Source organism: Mesorhizobium onobrychidis, assembly GCF_024707545.1.
Lineage (GTDB): Bacteria > Pseudomonadota > Alphaproteobacteria > Rhizobiales > Rhizobiaceae > Mesorhizobium > Mesorhizobium onobrychidis.
In genome coordinates this window covers 4,564,329-4,585,202 of record NZ_CP062229.1, presented here as the reverse complement: position 1 = coordinate 4,585,202, position 20,874 = coordinate 4,564,329, and the positions used below count along the sequence as shown (strand labels likewise).

The following is a 20,874-nucleotide window of genomic DNA, read 5'->3' as shown; positions in this document are numbered from 1 at the left end:
AAAGTGCATGGCGGTTTTCGGGCGAGAGGCGCGGGTATAGCTCAGTGGTAGAGCAGCAGCCTTCCAAGCTGAATATGCGGGTTCGATTCCCGCTACCCGCTCCAAGCATGCTGTTGAAGTCATTATCGAAAATAACTTCCTTGAAAATGCGCTGTGTCACTGGTCTGTGGCGGTTCTGTAGTGCCTGAGCGTCAATGCCGTCATCCACATCGCCAGGTCTTCAGTCGGCACCTCCGGCGACATGCTCTTCATATTGAGGCAGGTCGTCGGCGATCGTGAACCACTTCGCTTTGGAGCCGACAAAGATGTGCTGCGTCGCGCGGATGGTCGGCTCGTCGACGAGGGTCCCCATGGCGACGTGCACGAAAGCACCGTCGCGGACGACCGAATAGAGCAATGAGCCGCAGGTCTTGCAGCGCGTGTCATGGCCGGTCTCCTCGCCAAAGATCAGGAGGTTGTCCTCGCCCTTGGTCAGGCTCAGTCTCTCACGCTCGATGCCGGCAAACGGCTTGAAGGCCGAACCGGTGGTGCGCCGGCAGTTCGAGCAGTGGCAGTTGGCGGCGTAGATGAACTCGTCGGCCACCGCGTATTGCACGGCGCCGCACAGGCATTTTCCGGCAAGCATGCGGTTGCCGGCATTCTCCTGGCTTGTCACAGGTTTCTCCATTTTTTGCGGGCAGCGGCCAAGTTGAAATTTGTGGTGTAACCGTTGTTTTGGTCACCACTCCCCAAATTATGCGACGACGGTCAGTCGGCGCCTACGCTCGTCGAGCGACACGATGGTCAGCCCGCTGGCCACCACCAGCAGGATGCCGCTGATCGCCAGCGCGTTCGGCAATTGCTGGAACACCACCAGCCCCGAAACGACCGCCCAGACGGTGAAGCAGTAGTAGAAGGGCGCCACCACCCCGGTCGGCCCGACGCGATAGGCCATGAAGATGAAGAAGTGGCCGAAGATCAGGAACAATCCGGCCCCAGCCATAAGCAGCAAATGATGCGTCTCCGGCATCACCCAACGCTCGGACATCAGATGCGCGACGCCTGAGCCGACTAGCACCACCACCACCGCGGAAATTGCGACGATCATGCCAGGCACATCGGCGGCGACCCGCCGCCCGGCGAGATCGCGCGCGGCGGCGAATGCCGCATTGCCGAGCGCCAGCAAGGCGTAGACCGAGATTCCCTGCATGGTCGGCTGCGCCACCATCACCGCGCCGATGAAGCCGAGCCCGATCAGCGCCATGCGCAGCCCGCCGATGCGTTCGCCGAACAGGACAGAGGAGCCAATCAGCATGAGCAGGGGAGTGATCTGCCCCAGGGCGGTCGAATCGGCGATTTGCATGTTGGCGAGCGCCACCACGTAGCAAAGAATTGCCGCCAGCTCGAGCAGGTTTCTTTGCAACACTCTCCGCTCGAGGATCAGCGGGATCTGCTTGGCGTAGCCCAGTGCAAGTAGCAACGGGATGCCCCAAAGAGTTGCCGCGATCCCGCGCAGAAACAGCACTTCATAGGGCGGCAGCCCCACAGTGGCGAGCTTCAACATGGTGTCGTTGGCGACATAGGACCCGGTCGAGAGGATCATGAACAGCGGGCCGCGGATGGCGATCGGAATGAAATGCATCGGATCAGGAAATCAGACCGGCGTCACACCGGCAATGGGCCAGATCCGGCTGTAAATCCGGCAAGCGGACAGGCGGGAGCGGCGATGTCCACCCGCTGAATGCCGGTACCCGCGGAACCTATCTTCGGCCATTCCATTCCTTCTTGTTCGTTCCTATATCCGCGCCACATCCCCGAAAACCGGATCATGGGTTCAGACCGGGTGAGAAGCCCCGGCCACAAGGCACTTGTGTTTTTCGGCCGCAGTCGCTAATCGCCCCGCATTCGACTGAACTGAAGGTCCAGGCCGTCCAAGGAAAGAGACTATGGCAAAAGGTAAATTCGAGCGTACAAAGCCTCATGTGAACATCGGCACGATTGGCCACGTCGATCATGGCAAGACGTCGCTGACGGCGGCGATCACCAAGTATTTTGGCGAATACAAGCGCTACGACCAGATCGATGCGGCGCCCGAAGAGAAGGCGCGCGGCATCACCATCTCGACGGCGCATGTCGAATACGAGACGGCCGCCCGCCACTACGCCCATGTCGACTGCCCCGGCCACGCCGACTATGTGAAGAACATGATCACCGGTGCCGCGCAGATGGACGGCGCGATCCTGGTCGTGTCGGCCGCCGACGGCCCGATGCCGCAGACCCGCGAGCACATCCTGCTGGCCCGTCAGGTCGGCGTGCCGTCGATCGTGGTGTTTTTGAACAAGGTCGACCAGGTCGACGACGCCGAGCTGCTCGAGCTGGTCGAGCTCGAGGTGCGCGAGCTGCTGACCAAGAACGAGTTCCCCGGCGACGACATTCCGATCGTCAAGGGTTCGGCGCTTGCCGCGCTTGAAGACTCCGACAAGAAGATCGGCGAGGATTCGATCCGCGAATTGATGGCTGCGGTCGACGACTACATCCCGACGCCGGTTCGTCCGCTGGACAAGCCGTTCCTGATGCCGATCGAGGACGTGTTCTCGATCTCGGGCCGTGGCACGGTGGTGACCGGCCGCGTCGAGCGCGGCGTGGTCAAGGTCGGCGAGGAGCTCGAGATCGTCGGCATCCGTCCGACCACCAAGACGACCTGCACGGGCGTCGAGATGTTCCGCAAGCTGCTCGACCAGGGCCAGGCCGGCGACAACATCGGCGCGCTGCTGCGCGGTGTCGACCGCGAAGGTGTCGAGCGCGGCCAGGTTCTGGCCAAGCCCGGCACGGTCAAGCCGCACAAGAAGTTCGTCGCCGAAGCCTACATCCTGACCAAGGACGAGGGTGGCCGTCACACGCCGTTCTTCACCAACTACCGTCCGCAGTTCTATTTCCGCACGACCGACGTGACCGGCATCGTGTCACTGCCGGAAGGCACCGAGATGGTGATGCCGGGCGACAACATCACCGTCGATGTCGAGCTGATCGTGCCGATCGCCATGGAAGAGAAGCTGCGCTTCGCCATCCGTGAAGGCGGCCGCACCGTCGGTGCCGGCATCGTCGTCACCATCAAAGAGTAATCGACGCCGGCATTTGTCGGGATCGACAGGGAAGGGCGGTCTTCGGGCCGCCCTTTCTTCGTTTACTGGCTCCACGCAGAACAATCTTGCGCGGTCGTTTCAAAGCTATTGCAAGCACCACCGCCGCAACTATTATAGGTTGCATCAAGGGGGCTTTTGCCAAGCGTGGTTCCGGGATGCCGTTCAGACAGTAGGGCCAGGTGGTGGCGCGGGCTGGTTCGCCTGGCGCCGGTGGTCGCAATGGTGATGGCTGCCTTTGCGGCGAAAGCCGAGGATGTCTTCCCGAAATGGTCCGATCTGACGACGTGGACCGAGCCGCAGATCTGGTCCGATGATATTTCGCCGATGCGGTTCGCCGTCGTTCGCAGCAGCGCGCCGGGCTGTGAGCCCAGCTGCCCGGAATGGATATCGGCTGAAGGCGCCATCGAAGCGGGCACGCCAGCGCAACTCAAGCGCATATTGAAGACGCTCGGCCGCCGCAAACTGCCGATCATCGTTAATTCCCCGGGCGGCAATGTCGATGCTGCGCTCCAGCTTGGTCGAATAATCCGCAAAAACAAGCTCGATATCGCCGTCGGTATAACCAAGTTTTCCGATTGTTGGCCCGGGATGAAGGATTGCCGGGCCAATGACGGCAAGGGCGCCGCATATTTCGGCATTGCGTCTGACGGGGGTGCCATGTGCAACTCCGCATGTCCGCTGATGTTTGCCGGAGGCGTCGGACGCGTGGTCGGCGGTTGGGCCCATCTAGGCGTCCATCAGATCACTACGACTCATTTCCGCACAACACGGCAATATCGAACCACCTATCGAGTTGTGCGGGGCAAAAAATATAAGATCACCACAGAAACCGTCACTCAAGACAATGTCGGATACAAGACCTATGAGATGAGCAAGGCGCTTGAGAGGAGGCTCTCGGCTTATCTCAGGGAGATGGGTGTCGGGCGGGGCGTGCTGGACAGAATGAAGGCCACGCCCGCCAGTGACATCCGGCAGATGGCCCTCCACGAAATGCTGACGATGAAGCTGGTCACCAGCACGGACTCTCTCGACATATTTACGCAGGCGGGCATATGCCGGCGGAGTCCTGCGCCGGCGAACTGCAGGGAGATCCCTGCGAATGCCAAGAAGGCGGCAGCGATCGAGGCGAAGGCCGGACATTCTCAACCGGCTCAAGTCCCACTTTCTCAGCCGGCCAAGGAGGCACCTACTCAGCCGGTCGAGGCAGCGCCAGGGAACGAGGCGCCTGGATAAGGGCTTCATACTCGTTCGCGGCAGCGATCCGATTTGCTGGCCCACTGCCCGGAATGGATGTGGGCTCTGCCGCTCGGGGCGGCGCCGGGGAACGAGGCACCCGAGATGAGCTTCGTCGTGGTTCGGGGCAGCAATTCGTCCTGCAATCCCGACTGCCCGGAATGGATATCGGCCCAAGGCGTAATCACGAGCCAGACCCCGCAGAAGCTGGGCCAGTTCCTCACCACGCTCGGCAGCCGGCTGCTGCCTATAGTGGTTAGCTCGCGAGGTGGCGACTTATTTGGCGCTTTGGCGGCGGGAAGGATTATCCATGAGAGGAAGCTCGACGTCGCCGACCCGAGAGAGTGGAGTTGCCTGGCCAAAGACGGTGCGTATGCCGGAGTGACCAGCGATGCGAAAGGCGACTGCGATTCGGCCTGAGCGCTGATGCTGGCAGGCGGCGTCAGGCGGCTTGTCGGTTCATGGGCGCGGCTCAGCCTAGGCCTGATGGGCCAAAACCAGCTGATCAAGGCTTACCTTGACGAGATGGCAATCAACCCTGATCTGTTCATGGCGCTTCAGCGCATTCCGGTCGAGCACCAACTCGAACCTGACATGATGCTGAAGCTTGGGCTGACGACGGGTCCTCAATCGGTGGACGAACTGACCGGCGCCACCATCTGCAAGTCGCTGCCGAAGCCCGACAATTGCAGGGTCACGCCGTCAGCCAACGCCGAGGCCGCGGCGCCCCCGAAGCTGTAGCTTCGCGCCGGCCAATAATCGGCGCCGGCGTTGCCGGCCGATATCCGATGCGAAGGGGCGGTCTTCGAGCCGCCCATCTTGCTTTTTTGGGTACAGCCGGCGCCTGCGGCGTCGCAAAACCCTGTTGCAAGCCTTCAAAGCTGAACTAGTATAGCTTGCATTGCGGGGGGCTTGCCCGAATGGTTCCATGGCACCGTCTGAATGGCCAGACATGGTGGATGCTTGGGGTGATCTGCCTGGCGTCGTTCCTTGTCATGGGACACGCTGCCTTTGCGGCGAACACCAAAAAATCCACGCCGGATCTTGGTCCGACGATGCGGTTCGTCGTCGTCCGCAGCAATGCGCCTGGTTGCGAGCCCACTTGCCCGGAATGGATATCGGCTGAAGGCTCGATAGAAGCCGGCACGCCGGCCCTGTTCAAACGCACGCTCAAGGCACTCGGCGGCCGAAAACTGCCTGTTGTCGTGGATTCTCCCGGCGGCAACGTCGAAGCCGCGCTGTCGCTTGGCCGGCTGATCCGCAAGAACAAGCTCGATATTGCGGTCGGCAAAACCGGGTTCACCGGTTGCCAGCCCGACGCCAAGGTGTGCAAGGAAAAAGACGGCAAGGGTGCTCGCTATTTCGGCAATGCCTATGCCGACGGCGCGATTTGCAATTCCGCTTGTCCGCTGATGTTTGCCGGCGGCATCAGGCGCGTCGTCGGTCAATGGGCCTATCTCGGCGTCCATCAGATCACCACGACCTATATCCGGACGAAATTGCAGTACCGGACCACCTATCGCGTGGTGAGAGGCAAGAAGAAGATCCTCAGCAAGAAGGTCGTCGGCCGCAAGAACGCCGGCAGCTACAAGACCTACGAGATGAGCAAGTCGGTGGAGAAAAGACTGGCGGCCTATCTGAACGAAATGGGCGTCGGCCAGGCCGTGCTCGAGACGATGAAGAACACGCCGGCCAGCAGCATCCAGCAGCTGGCTCCCTATGACATGCTGCAGACGAAGCTGGTTACCAGCCTGGATGCCGTCGACCTGCTGACCGCGGCAACCCTGTGCAACACCGATCCGGTGGCCGCGAACTGTAGAGAAATACCGGCACCGGCCGGCGACGTGGTGGCGTACGCCAAGCCCGCTCCCGCGTCGGTCGAACCCGAAACCGTGCAGCGGGCCGATGTTGGCGATATGCGCTTCGTTCTGGTTCGCGGCAGAAGTTTTCTCTGCGATCCCAACTGTCCCGAATGGATCTCCGCTGAAGGCATGATTAGCGCTCAAACGCCGGAACGGCTGCGCCAACTGCTGGACACTATCGGTGATCGGCGACTGCCCGTGGTGATCAACTCGCCGGGAGGTGACGTGCTCGGTGCTCTGGCCGCCGGAAGGCTGATTCGAGAACGCAAGCTCGACGTGGCGGTTGCGCGGACGGACTTCATTGGATGCGAGCCGGACAAGGCGGATTGCACCGCCGAAGATGGCGTCTATGTCGGGCTCACGATCGATGCGAGCGGCGAATGTGGCGCGGCCTGTCCGATCATGCTTGCCGGCGGTGTCAGGCGCCTTGTCGGTCCTCGCGCGCAGTTGACCGTGCATTCGATGGGGTTGGAGCAGCGGGTCAAAACCTATCTCAAAGACATGTCGGTCGGACCCGGTCTGCTGGTGGCGATGCTGTCGGTGCCGGCCTCGCGCCATCGGCAGCTCGAACCCGACATGATGTTGAAAGTCGGGCTGACGACCGGGCTTGAATCGGTCGATGAATTTACCGGTCCGACCATCTGCAAATCGGAGCCAATGCCGGAGAATTGCCGCGTGGTGTCGACGTCCGAGGTTCAGGCCGACGCGTCGGTCAAGTTGTAAGGTGCAGACACCGCAGCCGGCCCAAACTGGCCATCGAGGCAGGTTGAGCTCCGCACGATCGTTCCGCTACCGTCGCTGTCAGTTGCAATCGAGGATCGGTGATGAACGAGGACGTCCCGACATTGTTCGAATGGGCCGGCGGCACCGAAGCGCTCAACCGCCTGACCCAAACCTTCTACGGCAAGGTGTTTCAGGATCCGATCGTCGGCCCGGTGTTCAAAAACATGTCGCCGGACCATCCTGCCCATGTCGCGGCCTTCATCGGCGAGGTCTTTGGCGGACCGAAGACCTACAGCGAAGAGCATGGCGGCCACCGCGAGATGGTGATGCACCATCTCGGCAAGCATCTGAGCGAGGAACAGCGCCGCCGCTGGATCAATCTGCTTGCCAACGCCGCCGATGAAGTCGGGCTGCCGGACGATCCGGAATTCCGCTCGGCTTTCATGGCCTATGTCGAGTGGGGGTCGCGGCTGGCTAAGATGAACTCCAACCTTGGCGAGACCTGCGACCCGGAGACGGAACCGATGCCGGCCTGGGGCTGGGGCGTGCCCGGCGGACCGTACAAGCCGCCGAGCGCGAAATAGCCCTCTCCCTAGCCCGCATGGGGCGAAGCGGGGTAATCCTTCCTGAATGCGCCACAATATGCCGCGATGTTCGACCAACTCGGTAGTGAACAAGGTTTGGCGATGCTGATCGCTCATCTTCCGGCTGGCTACATACTCGGTACTTTCGCGCGAAACCGTTGGCCCGGCAGATCGGGGATCATGGCGGCGGCTATGCTAGGCAGCGTCTTCCCGGATATCGACATGCTCTACTTCCATTTTGTCGATGGCCGCCAGACCCATCACCACGCTTACATCACGCATTGGCCGCTCTTCTGGGCAGCGACCGGCCTTGTGGCATTGTCGGTCGCGAAATGGCGTGGTCAGCGATATCTGGCCCCAGTCGGCGCCTTCTTTGCCGCCGCAATGATGCATATGATCCTGGACAGCGTGGCCTCGCCTATAATGTGGCTAATGCCGTTCGACGGGCATGCGCTCGAACTCGTCACGGTTCCGGCCATGTACGCAATTGGGTCATGAGCTTCATGCTGAATTGGACTTTTGCTCTCGAACTTCTCATATGCGCCTGGGCGCTGGCCCTCGGATTTCGACGATCGCAGTTCGTCGCGGCCACGCCTAAAAACTCGACTTGAGTTCTTGTCCGCTTTATGAAATAGCAGCGCGCGATACGGGCATAGCTCAGTTGGTAGAGCGGCGGTCTCCAAAACCGCAGGTCGTAGGTTCGAGCCCTGCTGCCCGTGCCATTTTTCGAAATGGCCAATTCATGAAAATGTCTGATCTTCCACGCATCGGCCTTTTGAAAATCGCACGGTGGCTTGCCATATAGGCTGTTTTGAGGCATAAGAGCGCCATAGCCGGGACGGGACGACTGGATGGTTCCGATGCGGCGTTTGTCATAAAGCGGACACTTGCCACTTGCGTGGATCAAGAATCGGTTTTATGTAGACGAAACAGACACGCGACGCGTGGAGCTGGGAATCCGGCTTTACGCGTCCGATTTGCATGGGCGAAATGATTGCGCTGATTCGGCGCGAACACAGGCTCAGGCGGCACATCCCGGCCAGCGGGATCATCCAGGAGATCCGGTCAACGGGTCTCGCAGACAGGCGGCACATGGCTTCGAAAACCACAAATCCTTTCGTCTTTCTCCAGCAGGTTCGCGCGGAGACCGCCAAGGTGACTTGGCCGTCGCGGCGCGAAACGATGATCTCGACGGTGATGGTTCTGGCGTTCGCTGTGATCGCGATGATCTTTTTCTTTACTGCCGATCAGCTCATGGGCCTCGCGGTCGAGCAGATTCTGGGCATTGGACGCTAAGTCCGGCGATTACGGAGAAGTCTTGAGATGACTGCGCGGTGGTACATCGTCCACGCCTATTCGAACTTTGAAAAAAAGGTCGCCGAGGACATCGAGAACAAGGCCAAGCAGAAGGGCCTGTCCGCTGACATCGAGCAGATCGTGGTGCCGACCGAGAAGGTCGTCGAGATACGCCGCGGCCGCAAGGTCGATGCCGAGCGCAAGTTCTTCCCGGGCTACGTGCTCCTGAAGGCCAACCTGACCGACGCGGTGTTCTCGCTCGTGAAGAACACGCCGAAGGTCACCGGCTTCCTGGGTGACTCGAAGCCGGTGCCGATCACCGAGGCCGAGGCCCAGCGCATCCTGAACCAGGTGCAGGAAGGCGTCGAGCGGCCGAAGCCGTCGGTCACTTTCGAGATCGGCGAGGCGATCCGCGTCTCGGACGGTCCGTTCGCGTCGTTCAACGGTTTCGTCCAGGAAGTGGACGAGGAGCGGGCGCGGCTCAAGGTGGAAGTTTCGATCTTCGGGCGCGCCGTGCCGGTCGATCTCGAATTCGGACAGGTCGAAAAAGGCTGATCCGAAATCCTTGTCGCCCATGCGGCGGTGAGGAGAGGCGGCGTGGAAATCGCGGCCAAACGGGTGGGAGGCGAATGCGGCTTTAGCCGGCCGCAGGAACCGCACCACCAGACTGCAACCGCCGGTGTTGCCCAGATAGTGGGGCCGGCATGAGATAAAGGCAGGAAAGAGATGGCTAAGAAAATTGCAGGCCAGCTCAAGCTCCAGGTTTCCGCGGGCTCGGCGACGCCGTCGCCCCCGATCGGACCGGCGCTTGGTCAGCGCGGCATCAACATCATGGAGTTCTGCAAGGCGTTCAACGCGCAGACCCAGGAAATGGAAAAGGGATCGCCGATTCCGGTCGTCATCACCTACTACCAGGACAAGTCGTTCACCTTCGTCATGAAGACGCCACCGGTGAGCTACTTCCTGAAGAAGGCCGCGAACCTGAAGTCGGGCTCGAAGGAACCGGGGAAGGTCAAGGCCGGCACGATTGGCCGCGACAAGGTGCGCGCCATCGCCGAGCAGAAGATGAAGGATCTGAACGCGACCGATATCGAGGGGGCCATGCGCATGGTCGAGGGCTCCGCCCGCTCGATGGGTCTGGAAGTGGTGGGCTGAGATCATGGCAAAGATTGCAAAGCGTGTATCGAAGACCCGCGAAGGCATCGATCCCAACAAGGCCTATGCCTTGGGTGATGCGCTGAAGCTGCTCAAGGACCGGTCCTCGGTGAAGTTCGACGAGACCGTTGAAATCGCGATGAACCTGGGTGTCGACCCGCGCCATGCCGACCAGATGGTCCGTGGCGTGGTCAATCTGCCGAACGGCACCGGCCGTACCGTCCGCGTCGCCGTTTTCGCGCGTGGCGACAAGGCCGAGGAAGCCAAGGCGGCCGGCGCCGATATCGTTGGCGCCGAGGATCTGGTCGACATCGTCCAGAAGGGCACGATCGACTTCGATCGCTGCATCGCCACGCCGGATATGATGCCGCTGGTCGGCCGTCTGGGTAAGGTGCTCGGCCCGCGCGGCATGATGCCGAACCCGAAGGTCGGCACTGTCACCACCGACGTTACCGCCGCCGTCAAGGCATCGAAGGGCGGCGCGGTCGAGTTCCGCGTCGAGAAGGCCGGCATCGTTCATGGCGGCGTCGGCAAGATCTCGTTCGACGTCAAGGCGCTGGAGGAGAATGTCCGCGCCTTCGCCGACGCGGTGAACAGGGCCAAGCCGGCTGGTGCCAAGGGCAACTACGTCAAGAAGGTGTCGGTCACCTCGACGATGGGCCCGGGCCTCAAGCTCGACGTCTCGACGCTGGCGGCGTCCTGATACGAACTATTTGGATCGGCCGCTAAAGGGCTGATCCGCAAACAGAATTCCGGGCCTCCGACTTATCTTGGCGGCCCGGTACCGGAAGTCGGAAGGCTTCCGGACATCCTGTCCGAGATTGCGGGCGGCCCCAAGCCTTAGTTCAAGGGGGGCCTTAATTCATGTGGGCCTGCATGAGACGGGTGAAGACCGGACAACGGAGCGACTGCTCCAATGAAAGGTTCGAACCGTGTTTGCCTTTTGTCTGCGCACCATTCGGCTTGCCGGCTGGTGTGGCGAAAGGGGGCAGGATCCTCGAGCGTCGTTCGGGAGATCCGTTACTGGATGGCCCGACCGGCAAAAAGGCAACCCGACGCCTGTTCTCGTAATGGGGCAGGGGTCAACTGGAGATAGGCAGTGGACAGAGCGGAAAAACGCGAACTCGTCACGGGCCTGAATGAAGCGTTTTCGGGCGCTGGTTCAGTCGTCGTGGCCCACTACGCCGGTATCACCGTCGCGCAAATGAACGACCTTCGGTCGAAAATGCGTGTCGCCGGTGGCACCGTCAAAGTCGCGAAGAACCGTCTCGCCAAAATCGCTCTTCAGGGCACGGACTCCGCATCGATCATCGACCTGTTCAAGGGACAGACGCTGATCGCCTATTCGGAGGATCCGATTGCGGCGCCGAAGGTCGCGTCCGATTTCGCCAAGGGAAATGACAAGCTCGTCATTCTCGGCGGCGCAATGGGCACCACCTCGCTCAACGCCGACGGTGTGAAGGCACTCGCCACACTTCCGTCGCTCGATGAGCTGCGCGGCAGGCTGGTTGGCATGATCGCCACGCCGGCAACCCGGATCGCCCAGATCGTCAATGCGCCTGCGGCTTCGGTCGCGCGTGTCATCGGCGCTTACGCCCGGAAGGACGAGGCGGCATGAGGCCGTTCCTCGCTATCACAAACACACGTTCGAACCCTATGAAGGAATATTGCAATGGCTGATCTGGCAAAGATCGTAGACGACCTTTCGAAGCTGACCGTCCTCGAGGCGGCCGAGCTGTCGAAGCTTCTGGAAGAAAAGTGGGGCGTTTCCGCTGCTGCTCCGGTGGCGGTTGCCGCCGCTGGCGGTGCCGCGGCTGCTGCTGCTCCGGTCGAGGAAAAGACGGAATTCGACGTCGTCCTCACCGAGGCGGGCGCTCAGAAGATCAACGTCATCAAGGAAGTTCGCGCCATCACCGGTCTTGGCCTCAAGGAAGCCAAGGATCTGGTCGAGGCGGCTCCGAAGCCGGTCAAGGAAGCTGTTTCCAAGGCCGACGCGGACAAGTTCAAGGCCCAGCTGGAAGCAGCCGGCGCCAAGGTCGAACTGAAGTAAGCGTTTGATATCGGCGGGCGGCTTCGCGCCGTCCGCCACTCCCTTGGCGCGAAGGGAGGCTGCGTAACGCGAAGAGTACGAAAACCTCTTTCCTGAGGGCCGTGAACCGGCCTTCAGGAAACGGGTTTTCTCCCGTTTTGGCCGGCCACCGACAGGTGGCGGGTGAACAAATAAAGGCCGCCGCCGAGGTGGCCGAGAATGCAAGGCGAGCCGCGGCGAGGCTCGCCCCGAGAATCGAGCTAAGGAGCGACGATGGCCCAGACACAAACTTTCAATGGCCGCAGACGCGTACGCAAATTCTTCGGAAAGATTCCGGAAGTTGCGGAGATGCCGAACCTGATCGAGGTTCAGAAGGCATCCTATGACCAGTTCCTGATGGTCGAGGAGCCCAAGGGCGGGCGTCCTGACGAGGGACTGCAGGCGGTTTTCAAATCGGTGTTCCCGATTTCCGACTTTTCCGGCTCCTCGATGCTGGAATTCGTGAAGTACGAGTTCGAAGCACCGAAATTCGATGTTGACGAATGCCGTCAGCGCGACCTGACCTATGCCGCGCCACTCAAGGTGACGCTGCGCCTCATCGTGTTCGATATCGACGAGGATACCGGCGCCAAGTCGATCAAGGACATCAAGGAGCAGGACGTCTACATGGGCGACATGCCGCTCATGACCTTGAACGGCACCTTCATCGTCAATGGCACCGAGCGTGTCATCGTCTCGCAGATGCACCGTTCGCCGGGCGTCTTCTTCGACCATGACAAGGGCAAGTCGCACTCGTCCGGCAAGCTGCTGTTTGCCGCGCGGGTCATCCCCTATCGCGGCTCGTGGCTCGACATCGAGTTCGACTCGAAGGACGTTGTGCACGCCCGCATCGACCGCCGCCGCAAGATTCCGGTGTCGTCGCTGCTGATGGCGCTCGGCATGGACGGCGAGGAGATCCTGTCGACCTTCTACAACAAGATCACCTACAAGCGCGCCGGCGACCATTGGCGCATCCCGTTCAACGTCGAGCGTTTCCGCGGCCTCAAGGCGGTTGGTGACCTGGTCGATGCAGACACCAATGAGGTCGTCGTCGAAGCCGGCAAGAAGATCACTGCCCGCCAGGCCCGTCAGCTCGGCGAAAAGGGTCTCAAGGCGATCAAGGCGACCGACGAGGATCTGCTCGGCAACTACCTTGCCGAGGATATCGTCAACTATGCGACCGGCGAGATTTTCCTCGAAGCCGGCGACGAGATCGACGAAAAGACGCTGAAGGTGCTTCTCAGCGCCGGCGATGATGAGATCAAGGTTCTCGACATCGATCACGTCAATGTCGGCGCCTATATCCGCAACACGCTCAACGTCGACAAGAACGAGAGCCGCCAGGACGCGCTGTTCGACATCTACCGCGTCATGCGCCCCGGTGAGCCGCCGACGCTCGAAACCGCCGAAGCCATGTTCAACTCGCTGTTCTTCGACAGCGAGCGCTATGATCTGTCGGCCGTCGGCCGCGTCAAGATGAACATGCGCCTCGAGCTCAAGGCCGAGGATACCGTGCGCGTGTTGCGCAAGGACGACATCCTGGCCGTGGTCAAGACGCTGGTCGAACTGCGCGACGGCAAGGGCGAGATCGACGACATCGACAATCTCGGCAATCGCCGCGTGCGCTCGGTCGGCGAGCTGATGGAGAACCAGTACCGCGTCGGCCTCTTGCGCATGGAGCGCGCGATCAAGGAACGCATGTCTTCGATCGAGATCGACACGGTGATGCCGCAGGACCTGATCAACGCCAAGCCGGCGGCTGCCGCCGTGCGCGAGTTCTTCGGTTCCTCGCAGCTGTCGCAGTTCATGGACCAGACCAACCCGCTGTCGGAGATCACCCACAAGCGCCGTCTCTCGGCGCTTGGACCCGGTGGTCTGACCCGCGAGCGCGCCGGTTTCGAGGTGCGCGACGTGCACCCGACGCATTACGGCCGCATCTGCCCGATCGAGACGCCGGAAGGCCCGAACATCGGTCTGATCAACTCGCTGGCCACCTTCGCGCGCGTCAACAAGTACGGCTTCATCGAGAGCCCGTACCGCAAGATCGTCAATGGCAAGCTGACCAATGAGGTCGTCTATCTGTCGGCGATGGAAGAGGCCAAGCACCACGTCGCGCAGGCCAATGCCGAGCTCGACAAGAATGGTGGTTTCGTCGACGAATTCGTCATTTGCCGCAATGCCGGCGAAGTGATGATGGCGCCGCGCGAAAACGTCGATCTGATGGACGTGTCGCCGAAGCAGATGGTGTCGGTGGCCGCGGCCCTGATCCCGTTCCTCGAGAACGACGACGCCAACCGCGCGCTGATGGGCTCGAACATGCAGCGTCAGGCCGTGCCGCTGGTGCGCGCCGAAGCGCCGTTCGTCGGCACCGGCATGGAGCCGATCGTCGCCCGTGACTCGGGCGCCGCCATCGGTGCCCGCCGCGGCGGCATCGTCGACCAGGTGGACGCGACGCGTATCGTCATCCGCGCTACGGAAGATCTCGATCCCGGCAAGTCGGGCGTCGACATCTACCGGCTGATGAAATTCCAGCGTTCGAACCAGAACACCTGCATCAACCAGCGTCCGCTGGTGCGTATGGGTGACCGGGTCAACAAGGGCGACATCATCGCCGACGGTCCATCGACCGAACTCGGCGATCTGGCGCTCGGCCGCAACGTGCTGGTCGCGTTCATGCCGTGGAACGGCTACAACTACGAGGACTCGATCCTCTTGTCCGAGCGCATCGTCGCCGACGACGTCTTCACCTCGATCCACATCGAGGAGTTCGAGGTCATGGCGCGCGACACCAAGCTCGGGCCGGAGGAGATCACGCGCGACATTCCCAACGTCTCGGAAGAAGCGCTGAAGAACCTCGACGAGGCCGGCATCGTCTATATCGGCGCGGAAGTGCAGCCGGGCGACATCCTGGTCGGCAAGATCACGCCGAAGGGCGAAAGCCCGATGACGCCGGAAGAAAAGCTTCTGCGCGCCATCTTCGGCGAAAAGGCATCGGACGTGCGTGACACCTCCATGCGCATGCCGCCCGGAACCTTCGGCACCGTCGTCGAAGTGCGCGTCTTCAATCGCCACGGTGTGGAGAAGGACGAGCGCGCCATGGCGATCGAGCGCGAGGAGATCGAACGCCTCGCCAAGGACCGCGACGACGAGCAGGCGATCCTCGACCGCAACGTCTATTCGCGCCTGTCCGACGTACTCGTCGGCAAGGACGCGATTGCCGGGCCGAAGGGCTTCAAGAAAGGCTCGAAGCTGTCGAAGGACACGCTCGACGAGTATCCGCGTTCGCAGTGGTGGCAGTTTGCTGTGGAGAACGAAAAGCTCCAGAGCGAACTGGAAGCCTTGCGTGGCCAGTACGACGATTCCAAGAAGGCGCTCGAACAGCGCTTCATGGACAAGGTCGAGAAGGTGCAGCGCGGCGACGAGATGCCTCCCGGCGTCATGAAGATGGTCAAGGTCTTCGTGGCCGTGAAGCGCAAGATGCAGCCTGGCGACAAGATGGCCGGCCGGCACGGCAACAAGGGTGTCGTGTCGCGGATCGTTCCGGTCGAGGACATGCCGTTCCTCGAGGACGGCACGCATGCCGATATCGTGCTCAACCCGCTGGGTGTGCCGAGCCGCATGAATGTCGGCCAGATCCTGGAGACGCATCTGGGCTGGGCTTGCGCCGGAATGGGCAGGAAGATCGGCGAGCTGATCGACGCGTACAAGACAGGCGGCGACATCAAGCCGCTGCGCAAGACGCTCGAGAGCTTCATGCCGGCCAACGACCGCAACGAGCCGATCCGCGACTATGACGACGAGAGCGTCGTTCGCCTCAGTGAGCAGATGCGCCGCGGCGTCTCCATCGCGACACCGGTGTTCGACGGCGCGCACGAGGCCGACATCAACATCATGCTGGAGCAGGCGGGCCTGCACACCAGCGGTCAGTCGCAGCTCTATGACGGACGCACCGGCGAGCCGTTCGATCGCAAAGTGACGATGGGCTACATATATATGCTCAAGCTTCACCACCTTGTGGACGACAAGATCCATGCGCGTTCGATCGGGCCGTACTCGCTCGTTACCCAGCAGCCGCTGGGCGGCAAGGCGCAGTTCGGTGGCCAGCGCTTCGGCGAGATGGAGGTCTGGGCGCTCGAAGCGTACGGCGCCGCCTACACGTTGCAGGAGATGCTGACGGTGAAGTCGGACGACGTCGCCGGCCGCACCAAGGTCTACGAGGCGATCGTCAGAGGCGACGACACGTTCGAGGCCGGCATTCCCGAGAGCTTCAACGTTCTCGTCAAGGAAATGCGGTCTCTGGGCCTCAATGTCGAGCTGGAGAACACCAAGCTGGACGACAACCCGGTTCGGCTGCCCGACGCGGCCGAGTGAGCACGACGTCCGGTCGCGGCTTCCGCGACCGGACGCACCAAATTCTTCGGCCGATGGCCGATCAAGTCGGCGGGCGTTTGGTCCGCGCTAGATGCAAGGGGTTTTCGAGGACCCCGAAAAGGAGAACGGCATGAACCAAGAGGTCATGAATCTCTTCAATCCCCAGGCGCCTGCGCAGGTGTTCGATTCCATCCGGATCTCGCTCGCCAGCCCTGAGAAGATTCTGTCCTGGTCGTTCGGCGAGATCAAGAAGCCGGAGACCATCAACTACCGCACCTTCAAGCCGGAGCGCGACGGCCTGTTCTGCGCGCGCATTTTCGGTCCGATCAAAGACTACGAATGCCTGTGCGGCAAGTACAAGCGCATGAAGTACAAGGGCGTCATCTGCGAGAAGTGCGGCGTCGAAGTCACGCTGTCGCGCGTCCGCCGCGAGCGCATGGGCCATATCGAGTTGGCCGCGCCCGTCGCCCATATCTGGTTTCTGAAGTCGCTGCCGTCGCGTATCGGCACGCTGCTCGACATGACGCTGAAGGACATCGAGCGCGTTCTCTACTTCGAGAACTACATCGTCACCGAGCCTGGCCTCACCGCGCTGAAGGAGCACCAGCTCCTCAGCGAGGAAGAGTACATGATGGCCGTCGACGAGTATGGCGAAGATAGCTTCACCGCCATGATAGGCGCCGAGGCCATCCACGACCTTCTGGCCGGCATGGACCTGGAGAAGATCGCCGGCGACCTGCGTTCGGAGCTGGCTTCGACCACGTCCGAGCTCAAGCAGAAGAAGTATCTGAAGCGGCTCAAGGTCGTCGAGAACTTCATGGAGTCCGGCAACCGTCCGGAATGGATGATCATGAAGGTGGTTCCGGTGATCCCGCCGGACCTGCGCCCGCTCGTCCCGCTGGACGGCGGCCGTTTCGCCACGTCGGATCTCAACGATCTCTATCGCCGCGTCATCAACCGCAACAACCGCCTGAAGCGGCTGATCGAGCTGCGTGCGCCCGGCATCATCGTGCGCAATGAAAAGCGCATGCTTCAGGAAGCCGTTGACGCGCTGTTCGACAACGGCCGTCGCGGCCGCGTCATCACCGGCGCCAACAAGCGTCCGTTGAAGTCGCTGTCCGACATGCTCAAGGGCAAGCAGGGCCGGTTCCGCCAGAACCTGCTCGGCAAGCGCGTCGACTATTCCGGCCGCTCGGTCATCGTGACCGGTCCGGAGCTCAAGCTGCACCAGTGCGGCCTGCCGAAGAAGATGGCGCTCGAACTGTTCAAGCCCTTCATCTATGCCCGTCTCGACGCCAAGGGTTATTCCTCGACCGTCAAGCAGGCGAAGAAGCTGGTCGAGAAGGAGCGTCCGGAGGTCTGGGATATTCTCGACGAGGTCATCCGCGAGCATCCGGTGCTTCTGAACCGTGCGCCGACGCTGCACCGCCTCGGCATCCAGGCGTTCGAGCCGATCCTGATCGAAGGCAAGGCTATCCAGCTTCACCCGCTGGTCTGCACGGCCTTCAACGCCGACTTCGACGGCGACCAGATGGCGGTTCACGTACCGCTGTCGCTGGAAGCCCAGCTTGAAGCCCGCGTGCTGATGATGTCGACCAACAACATCCTGCACCCGGCTTCCGGCGCGCCGATCATCGTGCCGTCGCAGGACATGGTTCTGGGTCTCTACTATCTGTCGATCGTCAACCAGAACGAGCCGGGCGAGGGCATGGTGTTTGCCGACATGGGCGAACTCCAGCACGCTCTCGAGACCAAGGCGGTGACGCTGCATTCCAAGATCAAGGGGCGCTTCCGCACGGTCGATGCGGATGGCAAGGTCGTGTCGAAGATCTACGACACCACGCCCGGCCGCATGATCATCGGCGAGCTTCTGCCGAAGAACGTCAACGTGCCTTATGAGACCGCCAACCAGGAGATGACCAAGAAGAACATCTCCAAGATGATCGACACCGTCTATCGCCATTGCGGTCAGAAGGAGACGGTCATTTTCTGCGACCGTATCATGGCCCTCGGCTTCAGCCACGCCTGCCGCGCCGGCATTTCGTTCGGCAAGGACGACATGCTGATCCCGGATGCCAAGATCAAGCTGGTCTCCGACACCGAGGCTTTGGCCAAGGAATACGAGCAGCAGTACAATGACGGCCTGATCACGCAGGGCGAGAAGTACAACAAGGTCGTCGACGCCTGGGCCAAGTGCTCGGAAAAGGTCGCCGACGAGATGATGGCCCGCATCAAGGCGGTCGAGTTCGAGGACAATGGCCGTCAAAAGCCGATGAACTCGATCTACATGATGTCGCACTCCGGTGCGCGCGGCTCGCCCACCCAGATGCGCCAGCTTGCCGGTATGCGCGGCCTGATGGCCAAGCCTAGCGGTGAAATCATCGAGACGCCGATCATCTCGAACTTCAAGGAAGGCCTGACCGTGCTCGAGTACTTCAACTCGACCCACGGCGCCCGCAAGGGTCTGGCCGACACCGCCTTGAAGACGGCCAACTCGGGTTACCTCACCCGTCGTCTGGTCGACGTGGCGCAGGACTGCATCGTCAACTCCGTCGACTGCGGCACCGACAAGGGCCTCACCATGCAGCCGATCGTCGATGCCGGCCAGGTCGTCGCTTCCGTCGGCCAGCGCGTTCTCGGCCGCACGGCACTCGACGACATCGCTCATCCGGTCACGGGTGAGGTTCTGGTCAAGGCCGGAACGCTGATGGACGAACGCGACGTCGAGCAGATCGAAAAGGCCGGCGTCCAGTCGGTCCGCATCCGCTCGGCGCTGACCTGCGACGTCAGGGTCGGTGTCTGCGCGGTCTGCTACGGACGCGATCTGGCCCGCGGCACCCCCGTCAACCAGGGCGAGGCTGTCGGCGTCATCGCGGCGCAGTCGATCGGCGAGCCGGGCACCCAGCTCACCATGCGTACCTTCCACATGGGCGGTACGGCGCAGGTGGTGGACTCGTCGTTCCTTGAAGCCTCGTATGAGGGCAAGGTCGAGATCCGCAACCGCAACGTGGTGCGCAACTCCGACGGCCAGCAGATGGTCATGGGCCGCAACATGGCGGTGCTGATCCTCGACGAGGCCGGCAAGGAGCGCGCCACGCACCGTGTCACCTATGGTTCGCGCATCTTCGTGGACGATGGCGACAAGGTGAAGCGCGGCCAGCGCATCGCCGAGTGGGATCCCTATACCCGCCCGGTCCTCACCGAAATCGAGGGCAAGGTGGCGTTCGAGGATCTGGTCGACGGCATTTCCGTCCAGGAAACGGCCGACGAATCGACCGGCATCACCAAGCGCGAGGTCATCGACTGGCGTTCGACGCCACGCGGCAACGACCTCAAGCCGGCGATCGTCGTCCAGGACACCAAGGGCAAGGTTGGCAAACTGTCGAAGGGCGGCGACGCCCGCTTCCTGCTCTCGGTCGAGGCCATTCTTTCGGTCGAGCCGGGCGCGCAGGTTCGCCCCGGCGACGTGCTGGCGCGTATCCCGATGGAAAGCGCCAAGACCAAGGACATCACCGGCGGTCTGCCGCGTGTTGCCGAACTGTTCGAGGCACGCCGTCCGAAGGATCACGCCATCATCGCCGAGATCGACGGCACGATCCGCTTCGGCCGCGACTACAAGAACAAGCGCCGCATTATTATCGAGCCGCATGACTCGACGCTTGAGCCGGTCGAATACCTGATCCCGAAGGGCAAGCCGTTCCATCTCCAGGACGGCGACGTCATCGAGAAGGGCGACTACATCCTCGACGGCAATCCGGCGCCGCACGACATCCTGGCGATCAAGGGCGTGGAGGCGCTTGCGTCCTACCTCGTCAACGAGATCCAGGAGGTCTACCGTCTGCAGGGCGTGTCGATCAACGACAAGCACATCGAGGTGATCGTTCGCCAGATGCTGCAGAAGGTCGAGATCACTGCGCAGGGCGACTCGACCTACATCCCGGGCGACCACGTCGACGTGATCGAGCTGGAAGAGGTCAACGAGCGCCTGGTCGAGGACGGCAAGAAGCCTGCCGAAGGCCAGCCGGTGCTCTTGGGCATCACCAAGGCCTCGCTGCAGACGCCGTCCTTCATCTCGGCCGCCTCCTTCCAGGAGACGACCAGGGTGCTGACCGAAGCGGCGGTTGCCGGCAAGACCGACATGCTGCAGGGGCTGAAGGAAAACGTCATCGTCGGCCGTCTGATCCCGGCCGGCACCGGCGGCACGATGAGCCAGATCCGGCGCATCGCCACCTCGCGCGACGAGCTGATCATCGACGAGCGCCGCAAGGCGTCGGGCGTCGAGGTCGCCGATCCGATGCTGACCGACATGGCTTCCGCCGCGCAGTAAGCGCGGCGGTACAGATCTCAGGCAACAAAGCCGTCGGGGCAACCCGGCGGCTTTTTTTGTGTGTTGAAGTTGGAAATTTATGCCGCCGGCGACGGATTTGGGAGGAGGCCTCGTCGAGTGTTGCGACTTATTT

At 61.8% G+C, this 20,874-nt stretch carries 14 protein-coding genes, 2 tRNA genes and 1 pseudogene; 15 read left to right on the top strand and 2 right to left on the bottom strand.

Features of this window, described 5'->3' with window-relative positions:
* Positions 1-30: 30 nt before the first annotated feature.
* A tRNA-Gly gene (locus tag IHQ72_RS22815) sits at positions 31-104 on the top strand.
* A gap of 116 nt (positions 105-220) precedes the next feature.
* On the opposite strand, the gene IHQ72_RS22810 is transcribed toward IHQ72_RS22815, so the two are convergent.
* Together IHQ72_RS22810 and IHQ72_RS22805 are read right to left on the bottom strand one after the other, a co-directional pair.
* Positions 221-667: a GFA family protein gene (locus IHQ72_RS22810; RefSeq protein WP_258117377.1), complete on the bottom strand. Its 447-nt coding sequence runs from the start codon at positions 665-667 to the stop codon at positions 221-223.
* A gap of 66 nt (positions 668-733) precedes the next feature.
* Positions 734-1,621 carry a DMT family transporter gene (locus tag IHQ72_RS22805; RefSeq protein WP_258117376.1) on the bottom strand — a complete coding sequence of 296 codons (888 nt, stop codon included), beginning with the start codon at positions 1,619-1,621 and terminating at the stop codon, positions 734-736.
* A 304-nt stretch (positions 1,622-1,925) separates the two neighbouring features.
* Here IHQ72_RS22805 and tuf point away from each other — a divergent pair, with 304 nt between their 5' ends.
* From tuf to rpoC, 14 genes and pseudogenes are all read left to right on the top strand, one after another.
* Positions 1,926-3,101 (top strand): elongation factor Tu, encoded by a 1,176-nt coding sequence (tuf, locus tag IHQ72_RS22800; RefSeq protein ID WP_258117360.1) that lies wholly within the window; start codon positions 1,926-1,928, stop codon positions 3,099-3,101.
* A 345-nt stretch (positions 3,102-3,446) separates the two neighbouring features.
* Positions 3,447-5,096, top strand: a pseudogene (locus IHQ72_RS37425) (COG3904 family protein); the annotation flags it as partial.
* A gap of 179 nt (positions 5,097-5,275) precedes the next feature.
* Positions 5,276-6,940 carry a COG3904 family protein gene (locus IHQ72_RS22790; RefSeq protein ID WP_374120270.1) on the top strand — a complete coding sequence of 555 codons (1,665 nt, stop codon included), beginning with the start codon at positions 5,276-5,278 and terminating at the stop codon, positions 6,938-6,940.
* A 101-nt stretch (positions 6,941-7,041) separates the two neighbouring features.
* Positions 7,042-7,524, top strand: a complete 483-nt coding sequence (locus IHQ72_RS22785; protein WP_258117373.1) for a group II truncated hemoglobin — start codon at positions 7,042-7,044, stop codon at positions 7,522-7,524.
* Positions 7,525-7,590: 66 nt separating this feature from the next.
* A complete protein-coding gene (locus IHQ72_RS22780) occupies positions 7,591-8,022 on the top strand; it encodes a metal-dependent hydrolase (RefSeq protein WP_309508642.1) in 432 nt (143 codons plus the stop codon).
* A gap of 148 nt (positions 8,023-8,170) precedes the next feature.
* Positions 8,171-8,246 (top strand) — tRNA-Trp (locus IHQ72_RS22775).
* A gap of 370 nt (positions 8,247-8,616) precedes the next feature.
* Positions 8,617-8,820 (top strand): preprotein translocase subunit SecE, encoded by a 204-nt coding sequence (secE, locus tag IHQ72_RS22770; RefSeq protein WP_013531408.1) that lies wholly within the window; start codon positions 8,617-8,619, stop codon positions 8,818-8,820.
* A gap of 27 nt (positions 8,821-8,847) precedes the next feature.
* The gene (nusG, locus tag IHQ72_RS22765; RefSeq protein WP_006333333.1) at positions 8,848-9,375 is read left to right on the top strand and encodes a transcription termination/antitermination protein NusG; all 528 of its coding nucleotides are present in this window, start codon (positions 8,848-8,850) and stop codon (positions 9,373-9,375) included.
* Between the two features lie 171 nt (positions 9,376-9,546).
* A complete protein-coding gene (rplK, locus tag IHQ72_RS22760; protein WP_029352163.1) occupies positions 9,547-9,975 on the top strand; it encodes a 50S ribosomal protein L11 in 429 nt (142 codons plus the stop codon).
* Positions 9,976-9,979: 4 nt separating this feature from the next.
* Positions 9,980-10,678 carry a 50S ribosomal protein L1 gene (gene rplA / locus IHQ72_RS22755; RefSeq protein ID WP_095494992.1) on the top strand — a complete coding sequence of 233 codons (699 nt, stop codon included), beginning with the start codon at positions 9,980-9,982 and terminating at the stop codon, positions 10,676-10,678.
* A gap of 396 nt (positions 10,679-11,074) precedes the next feature.
* Complete coding sequence (rplJ, locus tag IHQ72_RS22750; RefSeq protein WP_065011395.1) at positions 11,075-11,593, top strand: 50S ribosomal protein L10; 519 nt, start codon at positions 11,075-11,077, stop codon at positions 11,591-11,593.
* Positions 11,594-11,647: 54 nt separating this feature from the next.
* Complete coding sequence (gene rplL / locus IHQ72_RS22745; protein WP_023680442.1) at positions 11,648-12,025, top strand: 50S ribosomal protein L7/L12; 378 nt, start codon at positions 11,648-11,650, stop codon at positions 12,023-12,025.
* Positions 12,026-12,277: 252 nt separating this feature from the next.
* Positions 12,278-16,414: a DNA-directed RNA polymerase subunit beta gene (gene rpoB / locus IHQ72_RS22740; protein WP_123150793.1), complete on the top strand. Its 4,137-nt coding sequence runs from the start codon at positions 12,278-12,280 to the stop codon at positions 16,412-16,414.
* A 130-nt stretch (positions 16,415-16,544) separates the two neighbouring features.
* Positions 16,545-20,741 carry a DNA-directed RNA polymerase subunit beta' gene (gene rpoC / locus IHQ72_RS22735; protein ID WP_258117364.1) on the top strand — a complete coding sequence of 1,399 codons (4,197 nt, stop codon included), beginning with the start codon at positions 16,545-16,547 and terminating at the stop codon, positions 20,739-20,741.
* The last annotated feature ends 133 nt before the right edge of the window (positions 20,742-20,874 follow it).